Here is a 17,184-nt window from a genome sequence, read left to right on the forward strand (position 1 = left end):
TCAGCGCGGCGATGTGGTTTGAAAAGAAAAAAATGACGCTTCGTTTTAATGATCTTCATCCGCTGCTCAGCGGCGCAGGACAAAAACTCTACGGTGGCGAAGCCATCTCGCAATTGGAGCATGCGCTGCAAGCGGCGCACTTTGCTCAATTAGCTGGCGGCGATGCCGCAGCAATAACCGCAGCACTATTGCACGATATAGGCCACATTATTTGCGAGCAACAAGACCATGATGTCGCTGCAGGTATTGATGATCAGCATGAATTTGTCGCCGTCACGGCACTCAAAGACTTATTTGATCAGCGCGTTTTATTTGCGATTGCACGGCATGTAGAAGCCAAACGCTATCTGTGCGCGACAGAAGCTGATTATCTGGCTGCTTTATCGCCGGCATCACAAATGTCATTACAACTGCAAGGTGGCGTGATGAACGATGAACAGGCGGCGCGTTTTGCTGCCAGTAGCTACGCCAAAGATGCAATTTTTTTACGCCGCTGCGATGACCAAGCGAAAGTCGTCGGTTTAGTCACTGCCCCGCTCAACTATTTTTTACAGATTGCCAAAACAATCTGTATCAGCAAGGAATTGGCATGATTCGCGAATCGACCACCAATCTGAATATCACGACCGAACTCAGTATTGCTGGCATCCAAAAGCAATTTGGCAGCTTTACCGCGCTCCGCGATATTTCGCTCAATGTGCAAAAAGGCGAATTTGTTTGTCTATTGGGCCCATCGGGCTGCGGCAAAACCACCTTGTTACGCATCATCGCAGGCCTAGAAACCGCGGATAGCGGCACTATCGTGCAAACAGGCTGTGACATCACCAAGGCCAGCGCAGCAGAGCGCGATTACGGCATTGTGTTTCAATCGTATGCGCTGTTTCCGAATCTAAGCGTTGCTCAAAATATCGCTTATGGCCTGAAAGGCCGCGCGCAAGATAAAGCGCGCCGCGTCACCGAGTTGCTGACACTAATTGGCCTGCCAGCCATTGCCGACAAATACCCAGCGCAACTCTCAGGCGGTCAGCAACAGCGGGTTGCTTTAGCACGCGCCTTGGCCACATCGCCGAATTTATTATTACTCGATGAGCCTTTATCGGCGCTCGACGCGCAAGTGCGCGAGCATTTACGCACTGAAATCAAAGCATTACAGCAAAAATTAGGCGTCACCACCATCATGGTGACGCACGATCAAGAAGAAGCACTGACGATGGCTGATCGTATCGTCGTGATGAATCATGGTGTGATCGAGCAAATCGGCACGCCAACCGAGATCTACCAACACCCTGCCAGCCGCTTTGTTGCTGACTTTGTCGGTCACTGCAACTGGCTAACAGCTCATGCGGTGAGTGAGCATCGGGTGCGTCTGGGCGAATCAGAACTCGAAATCAGCCACAGCACAAGATTAAAACCGGGCCACGAATGCGAGCTATTTATCCGCCCCGAAGACATACAATTACTGCCAAACTGGCGGGCTGGTGAGCAACTTGCACTGGGAAAATTACTGCATATGGAGCTGATCGGCTGCGTATATCGCTTGCGACTTTCCGTCGCATTATGGGCAGGCGTTGAATTGGAAGTCGTCATTAGTCATAGAGAATTGGCGCAGCTACGCTTGGGTGATGGGCAATTAATTCCAGTGTATTTACCGCCAGATAAATTGCGCTGCTTCATGCCGGAGCGTGCCGCATGAGTAGCATGACTCTCCCTGCAGCTACAATCAAAATGCGCAGCGAAACAATCGCTTGGAGTTTGGCCGCGCTGGCGGTGCTGATTTTGGCCATCATTTTGGGTGGCCCTTTGCTGGCGATTTTATGCCAAGCTTTTTTCGACCCGAAAGCCAATGCTTGGGGGATGGGCTCGATTCGTGCGGTTTTACAGTCGCCTAGCCTAGTGCAAAGTCTGCTCAATAGTCTGAACGTCGCACTGACCAGCACCGCCATCGTGATTCCCTTGGCGTATCTTTATGCGGCGGCACTCACGCGCTCAGCCATGGCCACTCCGCTCAAAGGACTTTTTCGGATGCTGGCGCTCATCCCGCTGCTCGCGCCGTCACTGCTGCCCGGTATCGCGCTGGTGTACTTATTTGGTAATCAAGGTCTACTTAAATCTTGGTTTCCCGATGGCAGTATTTATGGTTTTTGGGGCATTGTCATCGGCCAAGTGTTTTTTACCTTCCCACACGCGATGATGATTTTGCTGACTGCGCTGCGCGTTGCCGATGGTCGTCTGTATGAAGCGGCGACCGCGCTGGGCGCGGGCAACACGCGGCAATGGTTTACCGTAACGCTACCCAGTGTGCGTTACGGTCTACTTTCGGCGGCAGTCGTGGTGTTTACGCTGGTTGTCACCGATTTTGGCGTTGCCAAAGTGATCGGCGGGCAATTTAATGTGCTGGCGCTAGAAGCCTACAAACAAGTGATCGGCCAGCAGAATTTCTCGCGCGGCGCGGTGATTGGTCTCTTGCTCTTGGTGCCAGCGATTCTGTCTTTTGTGCTCGATCATTACTCGCAAAAAAAGCAGCAAGCGATGCTCAGCGCCCGCGCCCAACCCCTGCAAGCGAAAACGAACCCGTGGCGAGATCATACTGCGCTGGTGTTTTGCAGCTTAGTCAGCGGCGCTTTGCTCATTATTTTAGGCACTGCGATTGCCGCCGCGTTTATCAAGCTGTGGCCTTACCAAATGCAGCTTTCATTCAGCCATTTTAATTTTGACGATGTGGATGGTGGCGGTTGGGCAGCGTTTAGCAATAGTTTGAAAATGTCAGCATGGACGGCGCTGTTTGGCTCGATTTTGGTGTTTGCTGGAGCGTGGCTCACCGAAAAAGTCGCCGCCTGCCAGCCTTGGAAACAGGCACTGCATTTGTTTGCGATGCTACCGATGGCGGTACCCGGCTTGGTGCTCGGTTTGGGCTATGTGTTTTTCTTTAATCATCCAAATAATCCGCTTAATGCTTTGTACAGCACGATGGCGATTTTGGTGCTGTGCTCGATTGCCCACTTTTACACCACCGCTCATCTCACCGCCGTTACAGCACTCAAGCAGCTCGACAAAGAATTCGAAGCCGTTGCTGCTTCGCTCAAAGTGCCGTTCTGGATCACCGCGTGGCGCGTAACCTTGCCGATCTGCCTACCTGCTTGCCTAGAAATTGCGCGCTACTTTTTTGTCGCCACGATGACCACGGTTTCGGCAGTCGTGTTTATTTACACCCCCGAAACGATGCTGGCATCGGTATCGGTACTGAATATGGATGACGCAGGCGACACCGCGGCAGCAGCAGCAATGGCGACGCTGATTGTTGTCAGCTCAGCTGCTGCGTGTGGGATATTTGCGGTCGTCAGCCATTACCTGCAACGTAAAAGCCAAAGCTGGCGTGTAAATAGATAGGTATAGCCGCATAAGACTTTTAACTAATTAATTACCGAGATATACCCATACAGCGCAATTGCGCTTTTTTGGGGATCAAAAATTCATCTAGATGATAGGAACCAACATGCAACAAGCGCCGATTTTATTAACGCCCGGCCCACTCACCACCAGCCTTGCTACACGCACGGCGATGCTCACTGATTGGGGCTCTTGGGATGGCAGTTTTAATGCACTCACCGCCTCGGTGTGCGCCGACTTGCTGTCCATCGCCAACGGCAAAACCCACCATTGCTGCATTCCTTTGCAAGGCTCGGGCACCTTTGCCGTAGAAGCGGCACTAGGAACGCTGGTGCCACGTACGGGCAAAATACTCGTGCTAGAAAACGGCGCTTACGGTCAGCGGATGAGCAAAATTGCGCGGGCAATTGGCCGCGATCTCGCCGTTTTATCGTGGCCGGACGGTGTCGCTGTGGATGCACAAGCGGTCAAAGCCAAGCTGCAAAGCGACCCCACCATCACCCAGATTGGCCTAATTCATTGCGAAACCGCGACCGGCTTACTTAATCCACTTCCTGAGATCGCCAGGATTGCCAACGATGCAGGCTGCGAGCTCATTGTCGATGCGATGTCGTCGTTTGGTGCGCTCGACATTGATGTAGAGGCGCTCAATTTATGCGCGGTGATCGCCGCTTCTGGCAAATGCTTGGAAGGCGTGCCGGGCATGGGTTTTGTCATCGCCAAAACGGCAGCGATTGCCTTGGCACATGGCAACAGCCCATCGCTGGCGCTCGATTTGGCCGATCAATTTGAGTATCTGCAGCGTACTGGTCAATGGCGCTTTACGCCGCCGACGCATGTGGTGGCGGCACTACGAGCTGCACTTGATCAGTATCTAGCTGAAGGTGGCAGAGCTACTCGTCTAGCGCGCTATATATCGAATGCCAAAGTTTTGATTGAGCGCTTAAAGTCCGCCGGACTGAAACTTTTTTTAAATGAAAAGCTGCAAGCGCCGATCATCCTGACTTTCCACGCGCCAGCGCATCCCGATTATCAATTTGCGGCGTTTTACGCCGCGATGCGCGAGCGCGGTTTTGTGCTGTATCCGGGCAAACTCACGCAAATCGAAACCTTCCGCGTCGGCTGCATTGGCGCCATCGACAGCGCCCAACTCGAGCAAGCCGCCCACGCCATTATTGACGTACTCACCCAATTAAACTGGCTCACGCCAGCAGCAGAGAAAAACCATGCTTAACACGACATCACGCAACTACACTGGCCCACTGCAGGCCATCATTTTTGACTGGGCCGGCACCGTACTCGATTTTGGCTCATTCGCGCCGACCCAAGTATTGGTTGAAGCGTTCAAACAACTCGGCATCACGCTGACCTTGACCGAAGCACGCGGCCCGATGGGATTGGCAAAATGGGATCACATCAAAGCGGTCGGCCAGATGGAATCGGTGGCGGCGCGCTGGCAGCAGAAATTTGGCCGCGCGATGAACGACGCCGATGTGGATCAGATTTATGCGCTGTTTATGCCGCTACAAATCGCCCACGTTGGCGAATTTTCGCAGCCCATTTCGGGGGCTATCGAGACCATTAATGCCCTGCGTGAACGCGGGCTCAAAATCGGCAGCTGCACTGGCTACCCGCGCGCGGTGATGAATACTTTGCAGCCTATTGCCGCGCAATATGGCTTTACGCCCGATTACATCGTCGCCGCCGATGATCTAAAAGCCGGCGCTCGCCCGGGGCCATGGATGGCGCTAGCGAATGTCATTGAGCTGGGTATTAGCCACGTTGCGGCGTGTATCAAGGTGGATGATACAATACCTGGCATTACCGAAGGGCTCAGCGCCGGAATGTGGACGGTCGGTCTAGCCATTAGCGGTAATGAAGTCGGCCTGACTGAGCCTGAATGGCATGCCCTCAACGCCGATGAGCAAGCCCGGCTGCGCGACATTGCTAGCGCCAAATTGGCTGCCGCTGGCGCGCATTTTGTTATCGACAGCATTGCTGATTTGCCTGCCGTCATCGTTGAAATTGAGCAAGCATTAGCGCGCGGCGAGCGACCATGACAATGTCAGAATTTCAACCGTGGTGGTTTGCCGATGCACTCGCGCAAGAAAACGCCACTTCGCGCCCATCGCTGAACGATACGATCACCGCCGACGTGTGCATTGTCGGCGGCGGTTACACCGGCCTGTGGACAGCGATTCAGCTCAAGCAAAAACAGCCTGAACTGAAAGTCGTGCTGATCGAAAAAGGCCTGTGCGGCAGCGGCGCATCGGGGCGCAATGGCGGTTGCGTGTTGACGCTCGCACCGAAATTTCTGACGCTCAAGCGGCTGTTTGGCGAAGCTGAAGCGATTAAAATCGTGCAGGCATCAGAAGCTGCCGTGTACGCAATTCGTGATTTTTGCGATCAGTATCAGATTGAAGCCCAATTAAGGATTGACGGAGCGCTGTATACCTCGACCAATAACGCACAAAGCGGTGCGATGGATACGGTCGTTGATGCCTTAAGCCGAGCGCGCTGCAATAGCTGGAATCCGCTCGCGCCAAGCGAAGTACAAAAAATGGCAGGTTCCAAGCGGCATCTTGAAGGGCATTTTTCACCGATTGCTGGCAGTGTGCATCCGGCGCTATTGGTGCGCGGTCTCGTTCGCGCCGCCGAATCACTCGGCGTCATCATTTATGAAAACACGCCAATGCGCCGCCTGCATTACGGCCAACCCGCTAGCGTTATCACCCAGAATGGCAAAGTGAGTGCTGGGCAAGTCGTGCTGGCGATGAACGCATGGATGGCCAGCCAGTTCCGCCAGTTTGCGCGCAGTATTGCGATTGTGTCATCCGATATGATCATCACCGAGCCCTGCCCCGAGTTGCTAGATGAATTGGGCTTGCAACACGGCGCAGCGGTCTGCGATTCGCGGATTTTTGTGCATTACTATCGTACGACCTGCGATGGCCGCTTGATGCTCGGTAAAGGCGGCAACACCTTTGCGTTTGGCGGCAAAATGCGCGCCGAGTTTGATCAGCCCAGCCGCTATGCACCGCAACTCAAGCAAAGCTTGCGCGAGTTTTTCCCGCGTTTGGCCAGCGTGCCGATTGCCTCCTCGTGGAATGGCGCGTCGGATCGCTCGGTAACCGGCCTACCCTTTTTCGGCCTGCTCGATAACCAGCCCAATATTTGCTACGGCTTTGGTTATTCCGGCAATGGCGTTAGCACTTGCTATTTGGGTGGGCAGATTTTAAGCAGTATGGTTTTGAAAGAAAAAGATGGCTGGGGGCAATGTGGGCTAGTCAGTGGGCCACTTCCCGCCCGAGCCAATCCGCTGGTTGGGCAGTATGCTGGTACGCAACGCGATTCGCCGCAAAGAAGCCTGCGAAGACCAAGGAAAAAAACCGAGCGTGATAGATTGCTATTTGGCACGATTTGCAGCGGCAGCGGGGAAAGCGGATAAGGGGAAATAAGATTTATCAAGGGTATACTGCTGTAGACGTTTTTTATAAATAACTGCAGAATTATACCCCACCATAAATTCATACGATCTACTATGCTTGCACTTATTAGAATCGATACTAGATAAGTACAAGCTATGGGTACTGCCTTGCCAATCAATCGTGTGTATCGCTAGCAAGCCAACTCCTAAACGATTCAAAGCTTACAATCCATCCTTTGCATGAGATAAAATATCAACAACCCCAAAGTGTTGAAAAGACTCTGCATATACGGTGTAAAACAGTGAAAGTGCGCAAATCCCCACTTGCGCAGCAAACCTAAGAGTCTGCTTTAAGGTGTCTGAGTCATCATCAAGATAGCTAACTTTGAAATGAATATTCTCTGCGTCATCCTCGATTTGAAGTGTCTGCATAAGCGCACGTTCATTCGGATGAGCCCCGAAATCAATAGTCCGATCATAGAGAATCTTCGTAACATCCCCTTCATGAGCATCAACTTCAATAGCTAACTCAATTAACGCCTTAATTTGAAACTCTTTCTTTACTTTTTTCTTTGAATCTTCACTGTCGTGGCGACATAACCATGTCTGGCGTGAATCTGGATTACGTGCAAGATAAAGGCCATAAAGAGCATTCTCCAAACATGATCGAAGCAAAGCATAACTTTCAGGGATTTGTCCACTCCAACTCATTCGACATGCTGCTAAAAAATTTGAATGCGCACGAATCACAAAAAATGCTGAAAACCAATTTTGCGAATGATTTAAACCGCTAATTGCAACACGATAAGCACGATCAATATCAAGTAAGCGAGCAACGTCATCTGTCAAATGAGCAAAAGTCGCAAACTCATTAAGACGCGCCTCATCAAAGAATTTCGATATTTCTTCTCTATCCCAATTCGGCGGCGGTGATGGAAATGGCATATCTTAAATATCCTCTGCTATACAAATAAATAAAATTTCCAGCTATTTCTTACGAATTGATTACAATGCATCGCATTGTAGTCAATGAAAAGGCCCACAATAGGCCAATCCGATTAACAATCAGGATCGATCACCAACTGAATTGCATTGGCGGCAAAACGAGTAATGCCGTATTCAATCACTTGCCCCTGTTCATCTTGATAAACGCTTTCCACATACAGCACGGGCTGGCTTTTGGGTTGGCCTAACTGCACCGCAACTTCGGGGCGCGGGATGCGCGCGGTGATGCGGGACATTTTTCTCGTGATGCTCTGAATGCCTGCAGCGCGCAGCGCTTCACTCATGACGCCTTGCTCGACCAAGCGCTGCGTAAAACCATCAAATCGCGGAAGCGGAAGATATTCAGTACAGACGCCAACGATTTGGTTTTCGACAAAATCGAGTGCATCGATTTGCAGCACTTCGCTGCCTTTGGTAATGCCGAGTATGTTGCAAATTTCGTCGTTGGCGTGGATGGTTTTGCTGCTCAAGATTTTGCTTTCACCACTGAGACTTTGCGCTGCCAAACTGTGCGAAAAACGCTCTTTTTTGCCCATGCGGTAATCGATTAAATCTTCTTGCACAAAAGTGCCGCGCCCCTGCTCGATTCGTACCAAGCCTTGCGCTTCCAGTGCCTGCAATGCGCGGCGCACCGTATGGCGATTGACTGCAAAACGCTCGGCCAGCAGTGGCTCAATCGGTAACTGGCCTTGCAACTGTTTTTGATGAATGTCTTGCGCTAGGGTATTGGCAATCAGCTGCCATTTGGGAAGGATTTTGTCTGACATGCGAGCCGCATTGGGTGGGGAAAACGATGATTATAATATGGCTTGATGACGTCTAGATGATTGAACCAGCGCGCATTAAGAATCTGCGTCAGTCGACTGCGTGATTTTGGCGGCTAAGATTTTATCAATCCGGCGGCCATCCATATCAACGACTTCCAATTGCCAGTTTTCCCACACGGCAATATCGCCAGTGCGCGGCATTTGCCCCAAGATAAACATCACCAAACCGCTCAAGGTGTGATAACTGTGTTTGTCTTCATCGGGTACCGTTTGCAAGCCCAGTCGATCTTTGAGCTCAGGAATTGGAATTAGGCCATCGAGCAACCATGAGCCATCAGCACGCTGAATCGCCCACGCATCGGCGCTGTCTTGCGGGGTGAATTCACCCGTTAAAACTTCCAGCACGTCTTGTAAAGTCACCAAACCTTGCACTTCACCGTACTCGTCGATCAAAAACACCATCGCAACGCCCGAAGTACGCATTTGCGCTAGTAGCTCTAATCCGGTCAGGCTTTCTGGCACAAACACGCAGGGCTGTAGATTGCTGGATAAATCAATCGTTTCGCCTTTCAGGGTTTTTTGCAAAATGTCTTTGGCGCTCAAAATCCCAAGTAAATTATCCAAACCATCGCGGCAAACCGGAAAGCGTGAAAATGGCGTATTCGAGACTTTGGCAAGATTGTCTTCAACCGAATCATCCAGATCTAAGACCACCATATCCGAGCGTGGAATCATCAATGAGGTCACGAGTCGGTCGTCCAAACGCAGCACGTTTTTCATCATCGCGTGCTCATGCTCTTCGATCAGCCCAGCTTCTGAGCCCTCGTTCAACATCGCGTCGATTTCATCTTGGGTAACGGCTTGTTGTGCGGTTTGATCGGCACCGAGTAGACCAAGCACAGTTTCAGTTGAAGCAGATAATAATTTGACGAAAGGCTTGGAAATCAGCGCAAGAAATTGAATCGGCCGCGACACTAAAACCGCAATCGTTTCTGGGCTAATTTGCCCCAAACGTTTGGGGACTAATTCGCCCAACACAATAGAAAAATAGGTCACCGAAACGACAACGCAAACGGTTGCACTGGTATCGCTCATGCGTTCAGGCAAGCCGAATGTCATCAACCAATCGGCAAACGGCTCAGCCAACACTGACTCACCGACAATACCGCTCAGTACTCCAATCGATGTAATACCGATTTGTACTGTGGACATGAATTTGGTCGGATCAGCGCCGAGTTCCAAAGCCACTGCCGCGCCCTTATTTCCTGCTTCAGCCATCTTGGTGAGGCGCGCTTTACGAGCGCTGACCAAAGCCAGCTCCGACATCGCAAACACACCGTTAAATACAATCAGCCCAAGCAGTAAGAGCACTTCCATGAAATCATCCGACGAATAAAAGAAACTTGAATATCAGGCCATTCGCTGATTTTACAAGCATATCGACGGCGAGGCGTGCGAATAAATTAAATATCGCCCCACTTGCGCAATAGATTGTGATAAATCCCGGTCATTGAAATCGCGGTGGCGTTGTCGCCATAATCCGCACGCAGCTGGCGAATATTGGTATCGAGTTCAAACAACAAGCCGCGCTCGGTGCCGTCCTTAATCATACTTTGCATCCACATAAACGACGCCACCCGCGTACCACGCGTAATCGGCTCAACACGATGCAAACTGCTTGATGGATACAAAACCATATCGCCAGCAGCAAGTTTGACTTCGTGTACACCATACGTGTCTTCGATGACCAATTCGCCACCATCGTATTCCGCAGGGTCAGAGAAAAACAAAGTCGCCGATAAATCCGAGCGCACCCATTCACCAGTATCGGTCATGCGGCGCATTGCATTATCGACATGCATACCAAAACCCATCCCTACGCCATAGCGATTAAACAAAGGCGGGAAGATTTTTTTAGGCAATGCCGCCGAAAAAAACAAATCATTTTTGGCCAAGGCCGCCAAAATCACAGCACGCACCGCCACCGCATTGACTTCATCATTGGGCAACTGCTCGTTATTTTTCACTTTGGCCGACTGACTCCCCGCCGTGATTCGCCCATCGAGCCACGCAGCACGATCAAGCTTTTCACGACACGCCAATACGGTTGCAGCATCAAGTACCGCAGGAATATGCAATAACATAAAGACTCCAAATAACAATGGGGTATTCGCATATGGAATACCCCAATCAGTGGCTATAAAGATATACCCATCAATAACTACACAATTAGAATTTGTACGTTGCCGTTACGCGCGCAGTACGCGTTGTACCCGGCACCGCAAAACCAGCATACAGACCTTCGAAATGTTCGGTATCAAACAAATTCAAGACATTCAATTGAATGCTCAAATCACGTTGCGTCCACTCAACCATCGCATCCCAGCGTACATAACTTGGCAAGAACACGGTGTTATCCAAGCTAGTGTAACGTTTACCCATTGCATTCATACCGCCACCAACTTTCCAATTGCCATCAATTTGGTATGTCGACCATAGATTACCGGTGTAGGTTGGCGCATTGTCTGGGCGATTGCCTTCTTGGTATTTACGCGCAGGATTGGCGACTTGGTCAATCACTGGATCCATTAACGCAAGGCCAGCAAAGACTTGCCATTTATCAGTCAAACGACCCGCCGCTTCCAATTCAATACCATCGGTATGGCGTTTACCGGACATCAGATAAGGCTTAATTACACCCGGCTCGATATCGGTTTGGCGCTCATTGGTTTTTTCAGTACGGAAAATCGCAGTACGCAAGGCCAAATCACCATCGAGCAAGGTCCAGCGGGCGCCGATCTCGTAGTTAGCGTTTTCTTCTGGATCAGTCAAAGCGCCTTTCGGATCGGTTGAGTAAGCTTCCGCCGATGGATTGAACGACGTACCATACGATGCGTAGTACGACTGATTTTGATCCGGTTGATAGATCAAGCCAGTACGGTAGCTCCACACTTTATCGGTACGGCTTACATTATCCGCAGCTTTTTGCTTGGTAAACGATTGATTTTCAGTGCTGGCTTTAAAATGATCGTAACGCGCGCCCAACAGTACTTTCCAATGCGGATTCAAATCAATCATGTCTTGGAAATAGAAGGCCACGGTATCGGCAGTCGAATCAGCGGTCACAGTATTGACTGGCGCGCTACAATTGCTTGGCACACCGCTCGTCACTGGATTGCCCACCGTCGTTGACGGCAAGGTGCAACCCGCCAACCCAGTTGTCGCGCTTGGTTTCTCTTTGCCAGATTGATCCAATTGCAAACGACCCGTGCTGAACAAGTTTTCCCGCGTTAATTCAAAACCAGCCAATACATTGTGACGAATGGTGCCGGTTTCAAAATCCCACAAAAGATCTGTCACATTGGAGTAGATTTCTTGTTCACGCATCCGTAATTTACGACCACGCGTTACCTTCGTGCTGTCAGCCAATACATCTGTTGGTTTTGCAAATGACAAGCCCGGTGCACTAGCTCGCAAATCGAGATCGTATTTACCCGCCCGAGTTGAATTTTTGATTTTCATATTCGGATTGATTTGATGCTCAACCCGCAAAGTAAACACATCAGTTTGTGTTTCTTCGGTATCAAAGTCTTTTAGGCCATAAAACGTATCAACACGATCAATCGGTTGATTGCTGCCATGAATGGATTCATTTGTTACAGGAGTAATGACAGGCTTACCGTTAGGGCCTGTTGTCGTGCGTGAACCCGGACCTCGACGGTAGTAAGGCACGCCATAGTCAGGCACATTGTCTTCTTGGTAATGCAAATACGACGCGGTAATTTGCGTTGGCTCGCCCAAACCCCAAGTGATGCTTGGTGCAATACCCCAGCGATTCATTTCGGCGCCTTCGCGGAAACTATCGGCTTTTTGGCCCATCACATTGATACGCGCCGCGGTGCTTTCACCGATGGCTTTGTTGAAATCACCTTCAACACGGTAGAACGAATCCATCCCAATGGTGGTAGAAAGTTGAGTCAAATCACCACGGAACGGAGTTTTGCTGACTTGATTAACCACACCACCGGTCGAGCCACGGCCGAACATCATCGAGGCTGGGCCACGGAGTACTTCCACGGTATCAATGTGGAAAGTATCGCGATTGTATTGTGCTGAATCACGGAAATTATCCAGATACATATCATTGGATGCGCCAAAGCCACGAATACGGATACCGTCACCACTGGCGCCACCTTCGGCGGCATTAAAAGTGACGCCAACCGCATTACGCAGCGCTTCTTTGAGCGTATTAGCATCTTGGTCATTCATCAATTGGCGCGTCACACTGGTCACCGATTGCGGGAGATCACGTGCGTCTTGCTCGACACGACCGACGTGTACGGTGGGTGCTTTAAATGTGTTGACGGTACCGTTACGACTTTGTGGATTTTCAGCGCTCACTTCAACAGGTGCCAAAACAGCATCAGCCGCCTGAACACCACCAGCAACGGCACCAAATAAAGCGGCGGCAGCGGGTAATTTTGCAAAATGGCGAATGCCTGACTTGTGTTTCTCTCGCATGGTTTTCTCTATGTGAATGGAATATTATTGATTTGGCCAAAAAAAAGGCGGGGATCACCCGCCTGTTCAAGCGTGTTATCTACAGGACACTCAACCTCCTTGCCCATTGGTCATCAGACCGATCTTGTTTAAACCGGCACGCTGCGCTGCGGCCATGGTTTGTGCAATGCGCTCGTACTGCACGGTTTTATCAGCATAAATATGCACTTCAGTTTGCGGATCAGCCGCAAACACTGCCGCTAAACGCGCATCTAATGTCGTGGCATCAATCACCGTCTTGTCATCCAATAAAGCACCATCGGCCTGCAAGGTCAGCCGAAGTGGCTGTTTTTGTTGCTGAACCACAGTCGTCGTCGCTTTCGGTAGCTCCACTTTGACCGCATGCGTCATCACCGGCGCGGTGACAATAAACACCACCAACAGCACCAGCATCACGTCCACTAGTGGCGTAGTATTGATTTCCGCCATCGGTGCAGCATCTTGCTGCCCAAAACTACCGAATCCCATGACCACCCTCCGTCAACAACTGCGCATGTAAATCATGAGTGAAGCCATCAAGCTCTTGCCCAAAGCGACGATTAGCACGAATAAACGCGTTGTACGCCACCACCGCCGGGATTGCGACCGCCAAACCGGCTGCAGTCGCCACCAGGGCTTCACCAATCGGGCCTGCCACAGTCGCTAAGGAAGCATTACCACTCGCGGCAATCCCAACCAGCGCGTTATAAATTCCCCACACCGTGCCGAATAAACCAATAAATGGCGCAACCGACCCGGTAGTAGCCAACCAAGTTAAACCGCGCTCCATTTGCGCTGTTTCTTGGCTTAAACGCGTCCGCAATTTACGAACCAAATACTCATCCAAGGAAACGCCTTTACCCAAACCGCCACCTTCATGGGCGCGATAATGGCGCAATCCATCGGCGGCAGAGGTTGCCAATTTTGCTGCCGGCGACTGATTTTTCGCTGCTAAACCCAGCGCCACTTGCCAATCACGGGCATCCCAAAATTCATTCATAAAACGCTGTTGATGGCGCTTCATCACCCACAACAGACGCGAGCGCGCCACAATCACCACCCAGCTCACCACCGACATCAACACCAACAAAGCAAACACTGCTTGCAAGATCGGATCACCCGAATGCAACACCAAAGACAAATCCATTACTGCACCTCAAGAACTTTTAATCGAAAATACAACCGGCACAATCACCGTTCCCGCCACTGCTACTTCACCCCGTTTTGCCGGCACAAACCGCCAGCGCTGCACCGTGTTCTGTGCCTCTTGATCTAAGCGCGGAAAGCCACTGCTTTTATGTAACTCAACTTGATCCACTAAGCCTTGTGGATTGACTGCAACCCGCAAATACACCACCCCTTTCTCACCCAATTCTCGCGACTGCAGCGGATAGCGTGGTTTTGGATTATTCAAATAATTGGCATGAAAGCTCGGCTCAGTCGGCGCTTCATTGCGCTCAGTACTTTGTCCCTGCGCCCCCCCACCACTGGTAGCAGCCACCGTCTTATTGCTGGCTGCACCTTGCCCTTCATCCTTTTGTGGCGCAGGCTGCGGCTTTTCGGCCGCAGCAACTTCAAGGGTCGAAACACGCTCGGGAGTCGCGGCTGGCTCTGGAACAACTGCTGCCGATTTGGCAACGCGTCGTTCTTGTACTTTTTGCTTCACCTGTTGCACCTTCTGCTTCACCTTGACCAGTGGCTTGGCAGGCTCGACCTTGGGCGCAACTTCACCCATCGCGACGGGCATCGCCAGCATCACAATCGGCTCAGCCTCAACGGGCTTGGGCGGCGATGCTGTCATCACGCCATGCAGTACCCCCACATGCGCTAGCATCACCAAAAAAAGAGTTTTTTTGTTATCGAGAATCATTCGTATATATTATCGACAATCATTCTCATTAGCAATATGCAGAAACACTATTTTTGTAAGTTTGCTTTACCACTCATCGCTCAAGCAAACATGATTCAATGCAAAAAGCCCATCGCAAACGGATGGGCTTTGGGGTCTGTTTATTCGCAAATAAACTAAAGCAATGCAGTCAAATCAAACGACATGTATAGCTTTTAAACTTAATATTAATAAAGGCTAGATGGCTATACTAGACTATTTTTGATCTTCGGCTCTCGATAGTGGCTCACGAGATACTGGGCTGGAAGAGAAATGAAATACCACCGCATTCGCAAACATCGCATCAAAGCCTTTTTCAATCATCGTTTGCACTAGCGTTTGCGCCTGACAGCCACGGGCTAAATTCTCGATAATCCATTCTTGCCACTCTGGCGTTAACTGCGTATAGCCTGACATAATCACACTTCCCCTCGTCTATTTACGGCATGCTCGTGTGGCCTGCTCGTAGAAAAGCAAAATACTTACAAAAAGATAAAAAAACACACAAAAATGCGTATTTTTGTAAGACATCGCATTATTCATCCGAATCTCGCTGCTGTCACGAATCGAATGTCAGATGTGCATTGCACCAACACTCATGCTAGCTCTGTTGACGTTTGTTTTGCGGATCGTAAAACAAACGTCAACAGCGCCTAAGCCGACTCACGGCATGCTTGGCTGTGAGCCAAAGCATCCAATGTGTTAGAATCTGCGCTTTGATTGAGTTAAGACCTACGGATGGGTTGGCATTATGGAACTTTCAGCACTTACCGCGCTTTCGCCGCTAGACGGCCGCTATGAAAAACAACTGGCCGATTTGCGCGCCCACTTCAGCGAATATGCCCTGATTAAAAACCGTGTGACGGTTGAAGTGGCTTGGCTGAAAGCACTCGCCAGCGAAGCTGCGCTCGAAGATATCAAACCGTTTTCAGCAGCAACCATCGCCGAACTCGACGCAGTAGTCAGCCAGTTTAATACTGAGCACGCGCTCGAAGTGAAAACAATTGAGCGCACGACCAATCACGACGTCAAAGCCGTTGAATACTGGTTAAAAGAACGTCTATCAGGTAATGCCGAAGTCTCCGCGGCCAGTGAGTTCATTCACTTTGCTTGCACTTCAGAAGACATCAATAATCTATCGCACGCCCTGATGCTTAAAGGCGCCCGCGAATCGGTGATGTTGCCTAAGCTCTCTGAAATCATTACCAAACTCAAAGAGTTAGCCCACGAATTGGCTGACGCACCGATGATGAGCCGCACACACGGCCAACCGGCGACGCCAACGACGATGGGTAAAGAAATGGCCAACGTGGCGTTCCGCCTTGAGCGCCAATTGAACCGCATTGCCAACGTTGAATTGCTCGGCAAAATCAACGGCGCAGTGGGCAACTACAACGCGCATTTGTCAGCTTATCCAGAATTCGATTGGGAAGGCTTCTGCCAACGCTTTGTTGAAAGCCTCGGCATCACCTTTAATCCATACACGATCCAAATCGAGCCGCACGATTATATGAGCGAGTTGTACGACGATTTTGCCCGCGCTAACACAATTTTGATCGATATGAACCGTGACATCTGGGGTTATATCTCTTTAGGCTTCTTCAAGCAAAAAGTGAACAAAAACGAAGTCGGTAGCTCAACGATGCCGCATAAGGTAAACCCAATCGACTTTGAAAACTCTGAGGGTAACCTCGGCATCGCCAATGCAATCTTGTTCCATCTGAGCCAAAAGCTACCAGTTTCTCGCTGGCAGCGTGACCTGACCGACTCAACCGTATTGCGCAATATGGGCGTAGGTTTGGGCTATTCATTGCTCGGTTTTGTGGCCGCATTAAAAGGCTTGAATAAATTGATGGCGAATCGCGATGCAATGATGTTTGATCTAAACAATAACTGGGAAGTATTGGCTGAGCCAATTCAAACCGTGATGCGCCGCTATGGTGTGCCTAATCCGTACGAACAACTTAAAGAGTTAACGCGCGGCAAAACTGGCATCACTAAAGAGGCATTGGCGGTGTTTATCGACGGTTTGGCCATCCCACAAGATGCCAAAGATCGCCTTAAAGCACTAACACCATCAACATACCTCGGTACTGCCGAGGAACTTGCACGCCGAATTTAAGTCTGTTGCTGTATTCAGAGTGGGCGCATGCCCACTCACCGTCTTAAAG

Annotated in this window: 16 protein-coding genes; 7 read left to right on the forward strand and 9 right to left on the reverse strand. The window is 50.5% G+C overall.

Features of this window, described 5'->3' with window-relative positions:
- Positions 1-32 precede the first annotated feature (32 nt).
- The 6 genes from GM173_RS06875 (at position 33) to GM173_RS06900 (ending at position 6,835) form a co-directional block, all read left to right on the forward strand.
- Positions 33-593 (forward strand): HD domain-containing protein, encoded by a 561-nt coding sequence (locus GM173_RS06875; protein WP_203570624.1) that lies wholly within the window; start codon positions 33-35, stop codon positions 591-593.
- Positions 590-1,693, forward strand: a complete 1,104-nt coding sequence (locus GM173_RS06880) for a putative 2-aminoethylphosphonate ABC transporter ATP-binding protein (protein ID WP_203570625.1) — start codon at positions 590-592, stop codon at positions 1,691-1,693. The genes GM173_RS06875 and GM173_RS06880 overlap by 4 nt, the downstream gene beginning before the upstream one ends.
- Positions 1,690-3,387, forward strand: a complete 1,698-nt coding sequence (locus GM173_RS06885) for a putative 2-aminoethylphosphonate ABC transporter permease subunit (RefSeq protein WP_203570626.1) — start codon at positions 1,690-1,692, stop codon at positions 3,385-3,387. Before GM173_RS06880 ends, GM173_RS06885 begins: the two co-directional genes overlap by 4 nt.
- 106 nt (positions 3,388-3,493) lie before the next feature.
- Entirely contained in the window at positions 3,494-4,621 is a 1,128-nt protein-coding gene (locus tag GM173_RS06890) for a 2-aminoethylphosphonate--pyruvate transaminase (RefSeq protein ID WP_203570627.1), read from the forward strand.
- Positions 4,614-5,447, forward strand: a complete 834-nt coding sequence (gene phnX, locus GM173_RS06895) for a phosphonoacetaldehyde hydrolase (RefSeq protein WP_203570628.1) — start codon at positions 4,614-4,616, stop codon at positions 5,445-5,447. Before GM173_RS06890 ends, phnX begins: the two co-directional genes overlap by 8 nt.
- On the forward strand, positions 5,444-6,835 hold the full coding sequence (locus GM173_RS06900; protein WP_203570629.1) for an FAD-dependent oxidoreductase: 1,392 nt from the start codon (positions 5,444-5,446) through the stop codon (positions 6,833-6,835). The genes phnX and GM173_RS06900 overlap by 4 nt, the downstream gene beginning before the upstream one ends.
- A gap of 201 nt (positions 6,836-7,036) precedes the next feature.
- Here GM173_RS06900 and GM173_RS06905 read toward each other — a convergent pair whose 3' ends face one another.
- The 9 genes from GM173_RS06905 to GM173_RS06945 form a co-directional block, all read right to left on the reverse strand.
- Positions 7,037-7,759, reverse strand: coding sequence for a hypothetical protein (locus GM173_RS06905; RefSeq protein ID WP_203570630.1), 723 nt, complete (start codon positions 7,757-7,759; stop codon positions 7,037-7,039).
- A gap of 113 nt (positions 7,760-7,872) precedes the next feature.
- Positions 7,873-8,586, reverse strand: coding sequence for a phosphonate metabolism transcriptional regulator PhnF (gene phnF / locus GM173_RS06910; RefSeq protein WP_203570631.1), 714 nt, complete (start codon positions 8,584-8,586; stop codon positions 7,873-7,875).
- 75 nt (positions 8,587-8,661) lie between these two features.
- Positions 8,662-9,963 (reverse strand): hemolysin family protein, encoded by a 1,302-nt coding sequence (locus tag GM173_RS06915; protein WP_203570632.1) that lies wholly within the window; start codon positions 9,961-9,963, stop codon positions 8,662-8,664.
- 86 nt (positions 9,964-10,049) lie between these two features.
- Positions 10,050-10,730 carry a Fe2+-dependent dioxygenase gene (locus tag GM173_RS06920; protein WP_203570633.1) on the reverse strand — a complete coding sequence of 227 codons (681 nt, stop codon included), beginning with the start codon at positions 10,728-10,730 and terminating at the stop codon, positions 10,050-10,052.
- 85 nt (positions 10,731-10,815) lie between these two features.
- On the reverse strand, positions 10,816-13,107 hold the full coding sequence (locus GM173_RS06925) for a TonB-dependent receptor (protein WP_203570634.1): 2,292 nt from the start codon (positions 13,105-13,107) through the stop codon (positions 10,816-10,818).
- A 90-nt stretch (positions 13,108-13,197) separates the two neighbouring features.
- A complete protein-coding gene (locus GM173_RS06930; protein WP_203570635.1) occupies positions 13,198-13,614 on the reverse strand; it encodes an ExbD/TolR family protein in 417 nt (138 codons plus the stop codon).
- Positions 13,601-14,272, reverse strand: a complete 672-nt coding sequence (locus tag GM173_RS06935; protein ID WP_203570636.1) for a MotA/TolQ/ExbB proton channel family protein — start codon at positions 14,270-14,272, stop codon at positions 13,601-13,603. Before GM173_RS06935 ends, GM173_RS06930 begins: the two co-directional genes overlap by 14 nt.
- 9 nt (positions 14,273-14,281) lie before the next feature.
- Positions 14,282-14,995, reverse strand: coding sequence for an energy transducer TonB (locus tag GM173_RS06940; RefSeq protein ID WP_203570637.1), 714 nt, complete (start codon positions 14,993-14,995; stop codon positions 14,282-14,284).
- A 234-nt stretch (positions 14,996-15,229) separates the two neighbouring features.
- On the reverse strand, positions 15,230-15,430 hold the full coding sequence (locus tag GM173_RS06945) for a hypothetical protein (protein ID WP_203570638.1): 201 nt from the start codon (positions 15,428-15,430) through the stop codon (positions 15,230-15,232).
- Between the two features lie 334 nt (positions 15,431-15,764).
- Here GM173_RS06945 and purB point away from each other — a divergent pair, with 334 nt between their 5' ends.
- Positions 15,765-17,135: an adenylosuccinate lyase gene (purB, locus tag GM173_RS06950; RefSeq protein WP_203570639.1), complete on the forward strand. Its 1,371-nt coding sequence runs from the start codon at positions 15,765-15,767 to the stop codon at positions 17,133-17,135.
- The last annotated feature ends 49 nt before the right edge of the window (positions 17,136-17,184 follow it).

Source organism: Deefgea chitinilytica (assembly GCF_016881405.1).
Taxonomy (GTDB): domain Bacteria; phylum Pseudomonadota; class Gammaproteobacteria; order Burkholderiales; family Chitinibacteraceae; genus Deefgea; species Deefgea chitinilytica.

Coding starts and splice junctions, on each gene's coding strand:
- GM173_RS06935 (WP_203570636.1), bottom strand. CDS start 14,272: ATGGATTTGTCTTTGGTGTTGCATTCGGGTGATCCGATCTTGCAAGCA.
- GM173_RS06905 (WP_203570630.1), bottom strand. CDS start 7,759: ATGCCATTTCCATCACCGCCGCCGAATTGGGATAGAGAAGAAATATCG.
- GM173_RS06930 (WP_203570635.1), bottom strand. CDS start 13,614: ATGGGATTCGGTAGTTTTGGGCAGCAAGATGCTGCACCGATGGCGGAA.
- GM173_RS06885 (WP_203570626.1), top strand. CDS start 1,690: ATGAGTAGCATGACTCTCCCTGCAGCTACAATCAAAATGCGCAGCGAA.
- GM173_RS06875 (WP_203570624.1), top strand. CDS start 33: ATGACGCTTCGTTTTAATGATCTTCATCCGCTGCTCAGCGGCGCAGGA.
- GM173_RS06880 (WP_203570625.1), top strand. CDS start 590: ATGATTCGCGAATCGACCACCAATCTGAATATCACGACCGAACTCAGT.
- GM173_RS06940 (WP_203570637.1), bottom strand. CDS start 14,995: ATGATTCTCGATAACAAAAAAACTCTTTTTTTGGTGATGCTAGCGCAT.
- purB (WP_203570639.1), top strand. CDS start 15,765: ATGGAACTTTCAGCACTTACCGCGCTTTCGCCGCTAGACGGCCGCTAT.
- GM173_RS06920 (WP_203570633.1), bottom strand. CDS start 10,730: ATGTTATTGCATATTCCTGCGGTACTTGATGCTGCAACCGTATTGGCG.
- GM173_RS06915 (WP_203570632.1), bottom strand. CDS start 9,963: ATGGAAGTGCTCTTACTGCTTGGGCTGATTGTATTTAACGGTGTGTTT.
- GM173_RS06925 (WP_203570634.1), bottom strand. CDS start 13,107: ATGCGAGAGAAACACAAGTCAGGCATTCGCCATTTTGCAAAATTACCC.
- GM173_RS06900 (WP_203570629.1), top strand. CDS start 5,444: ATGACAATGTCAGAATTTCAACCGTGGTGGTTTGCCGATGCACTCGCG.
- GM173_RS06945 (WP_203570638.1), bottom strand. CDS start 15,430: ATGTCAGGCTATACGCAGTTAACGCCAGAGTGGCAAGAATGGATTATC.
- phnX (WP_203570628.1), top strand. CDS start 4,614: ATGCTTAACACGACATCACGCAACTACACTGGCCCACTGCAGGCCATC.
- phnF (WP_203570631.1), bottom strand. CDS start 8,586: ATGTCAGACAAAATCCTTCCCAAATGGCAGCTGATTGCCAATACCCTA.
- GM173_RS06890 (WP_203570627.1), top strand. CDS start 3,494: ATGCAACAAGCGCCGATTTTATTAACGCCCGGCCCACTCACCACCAGC.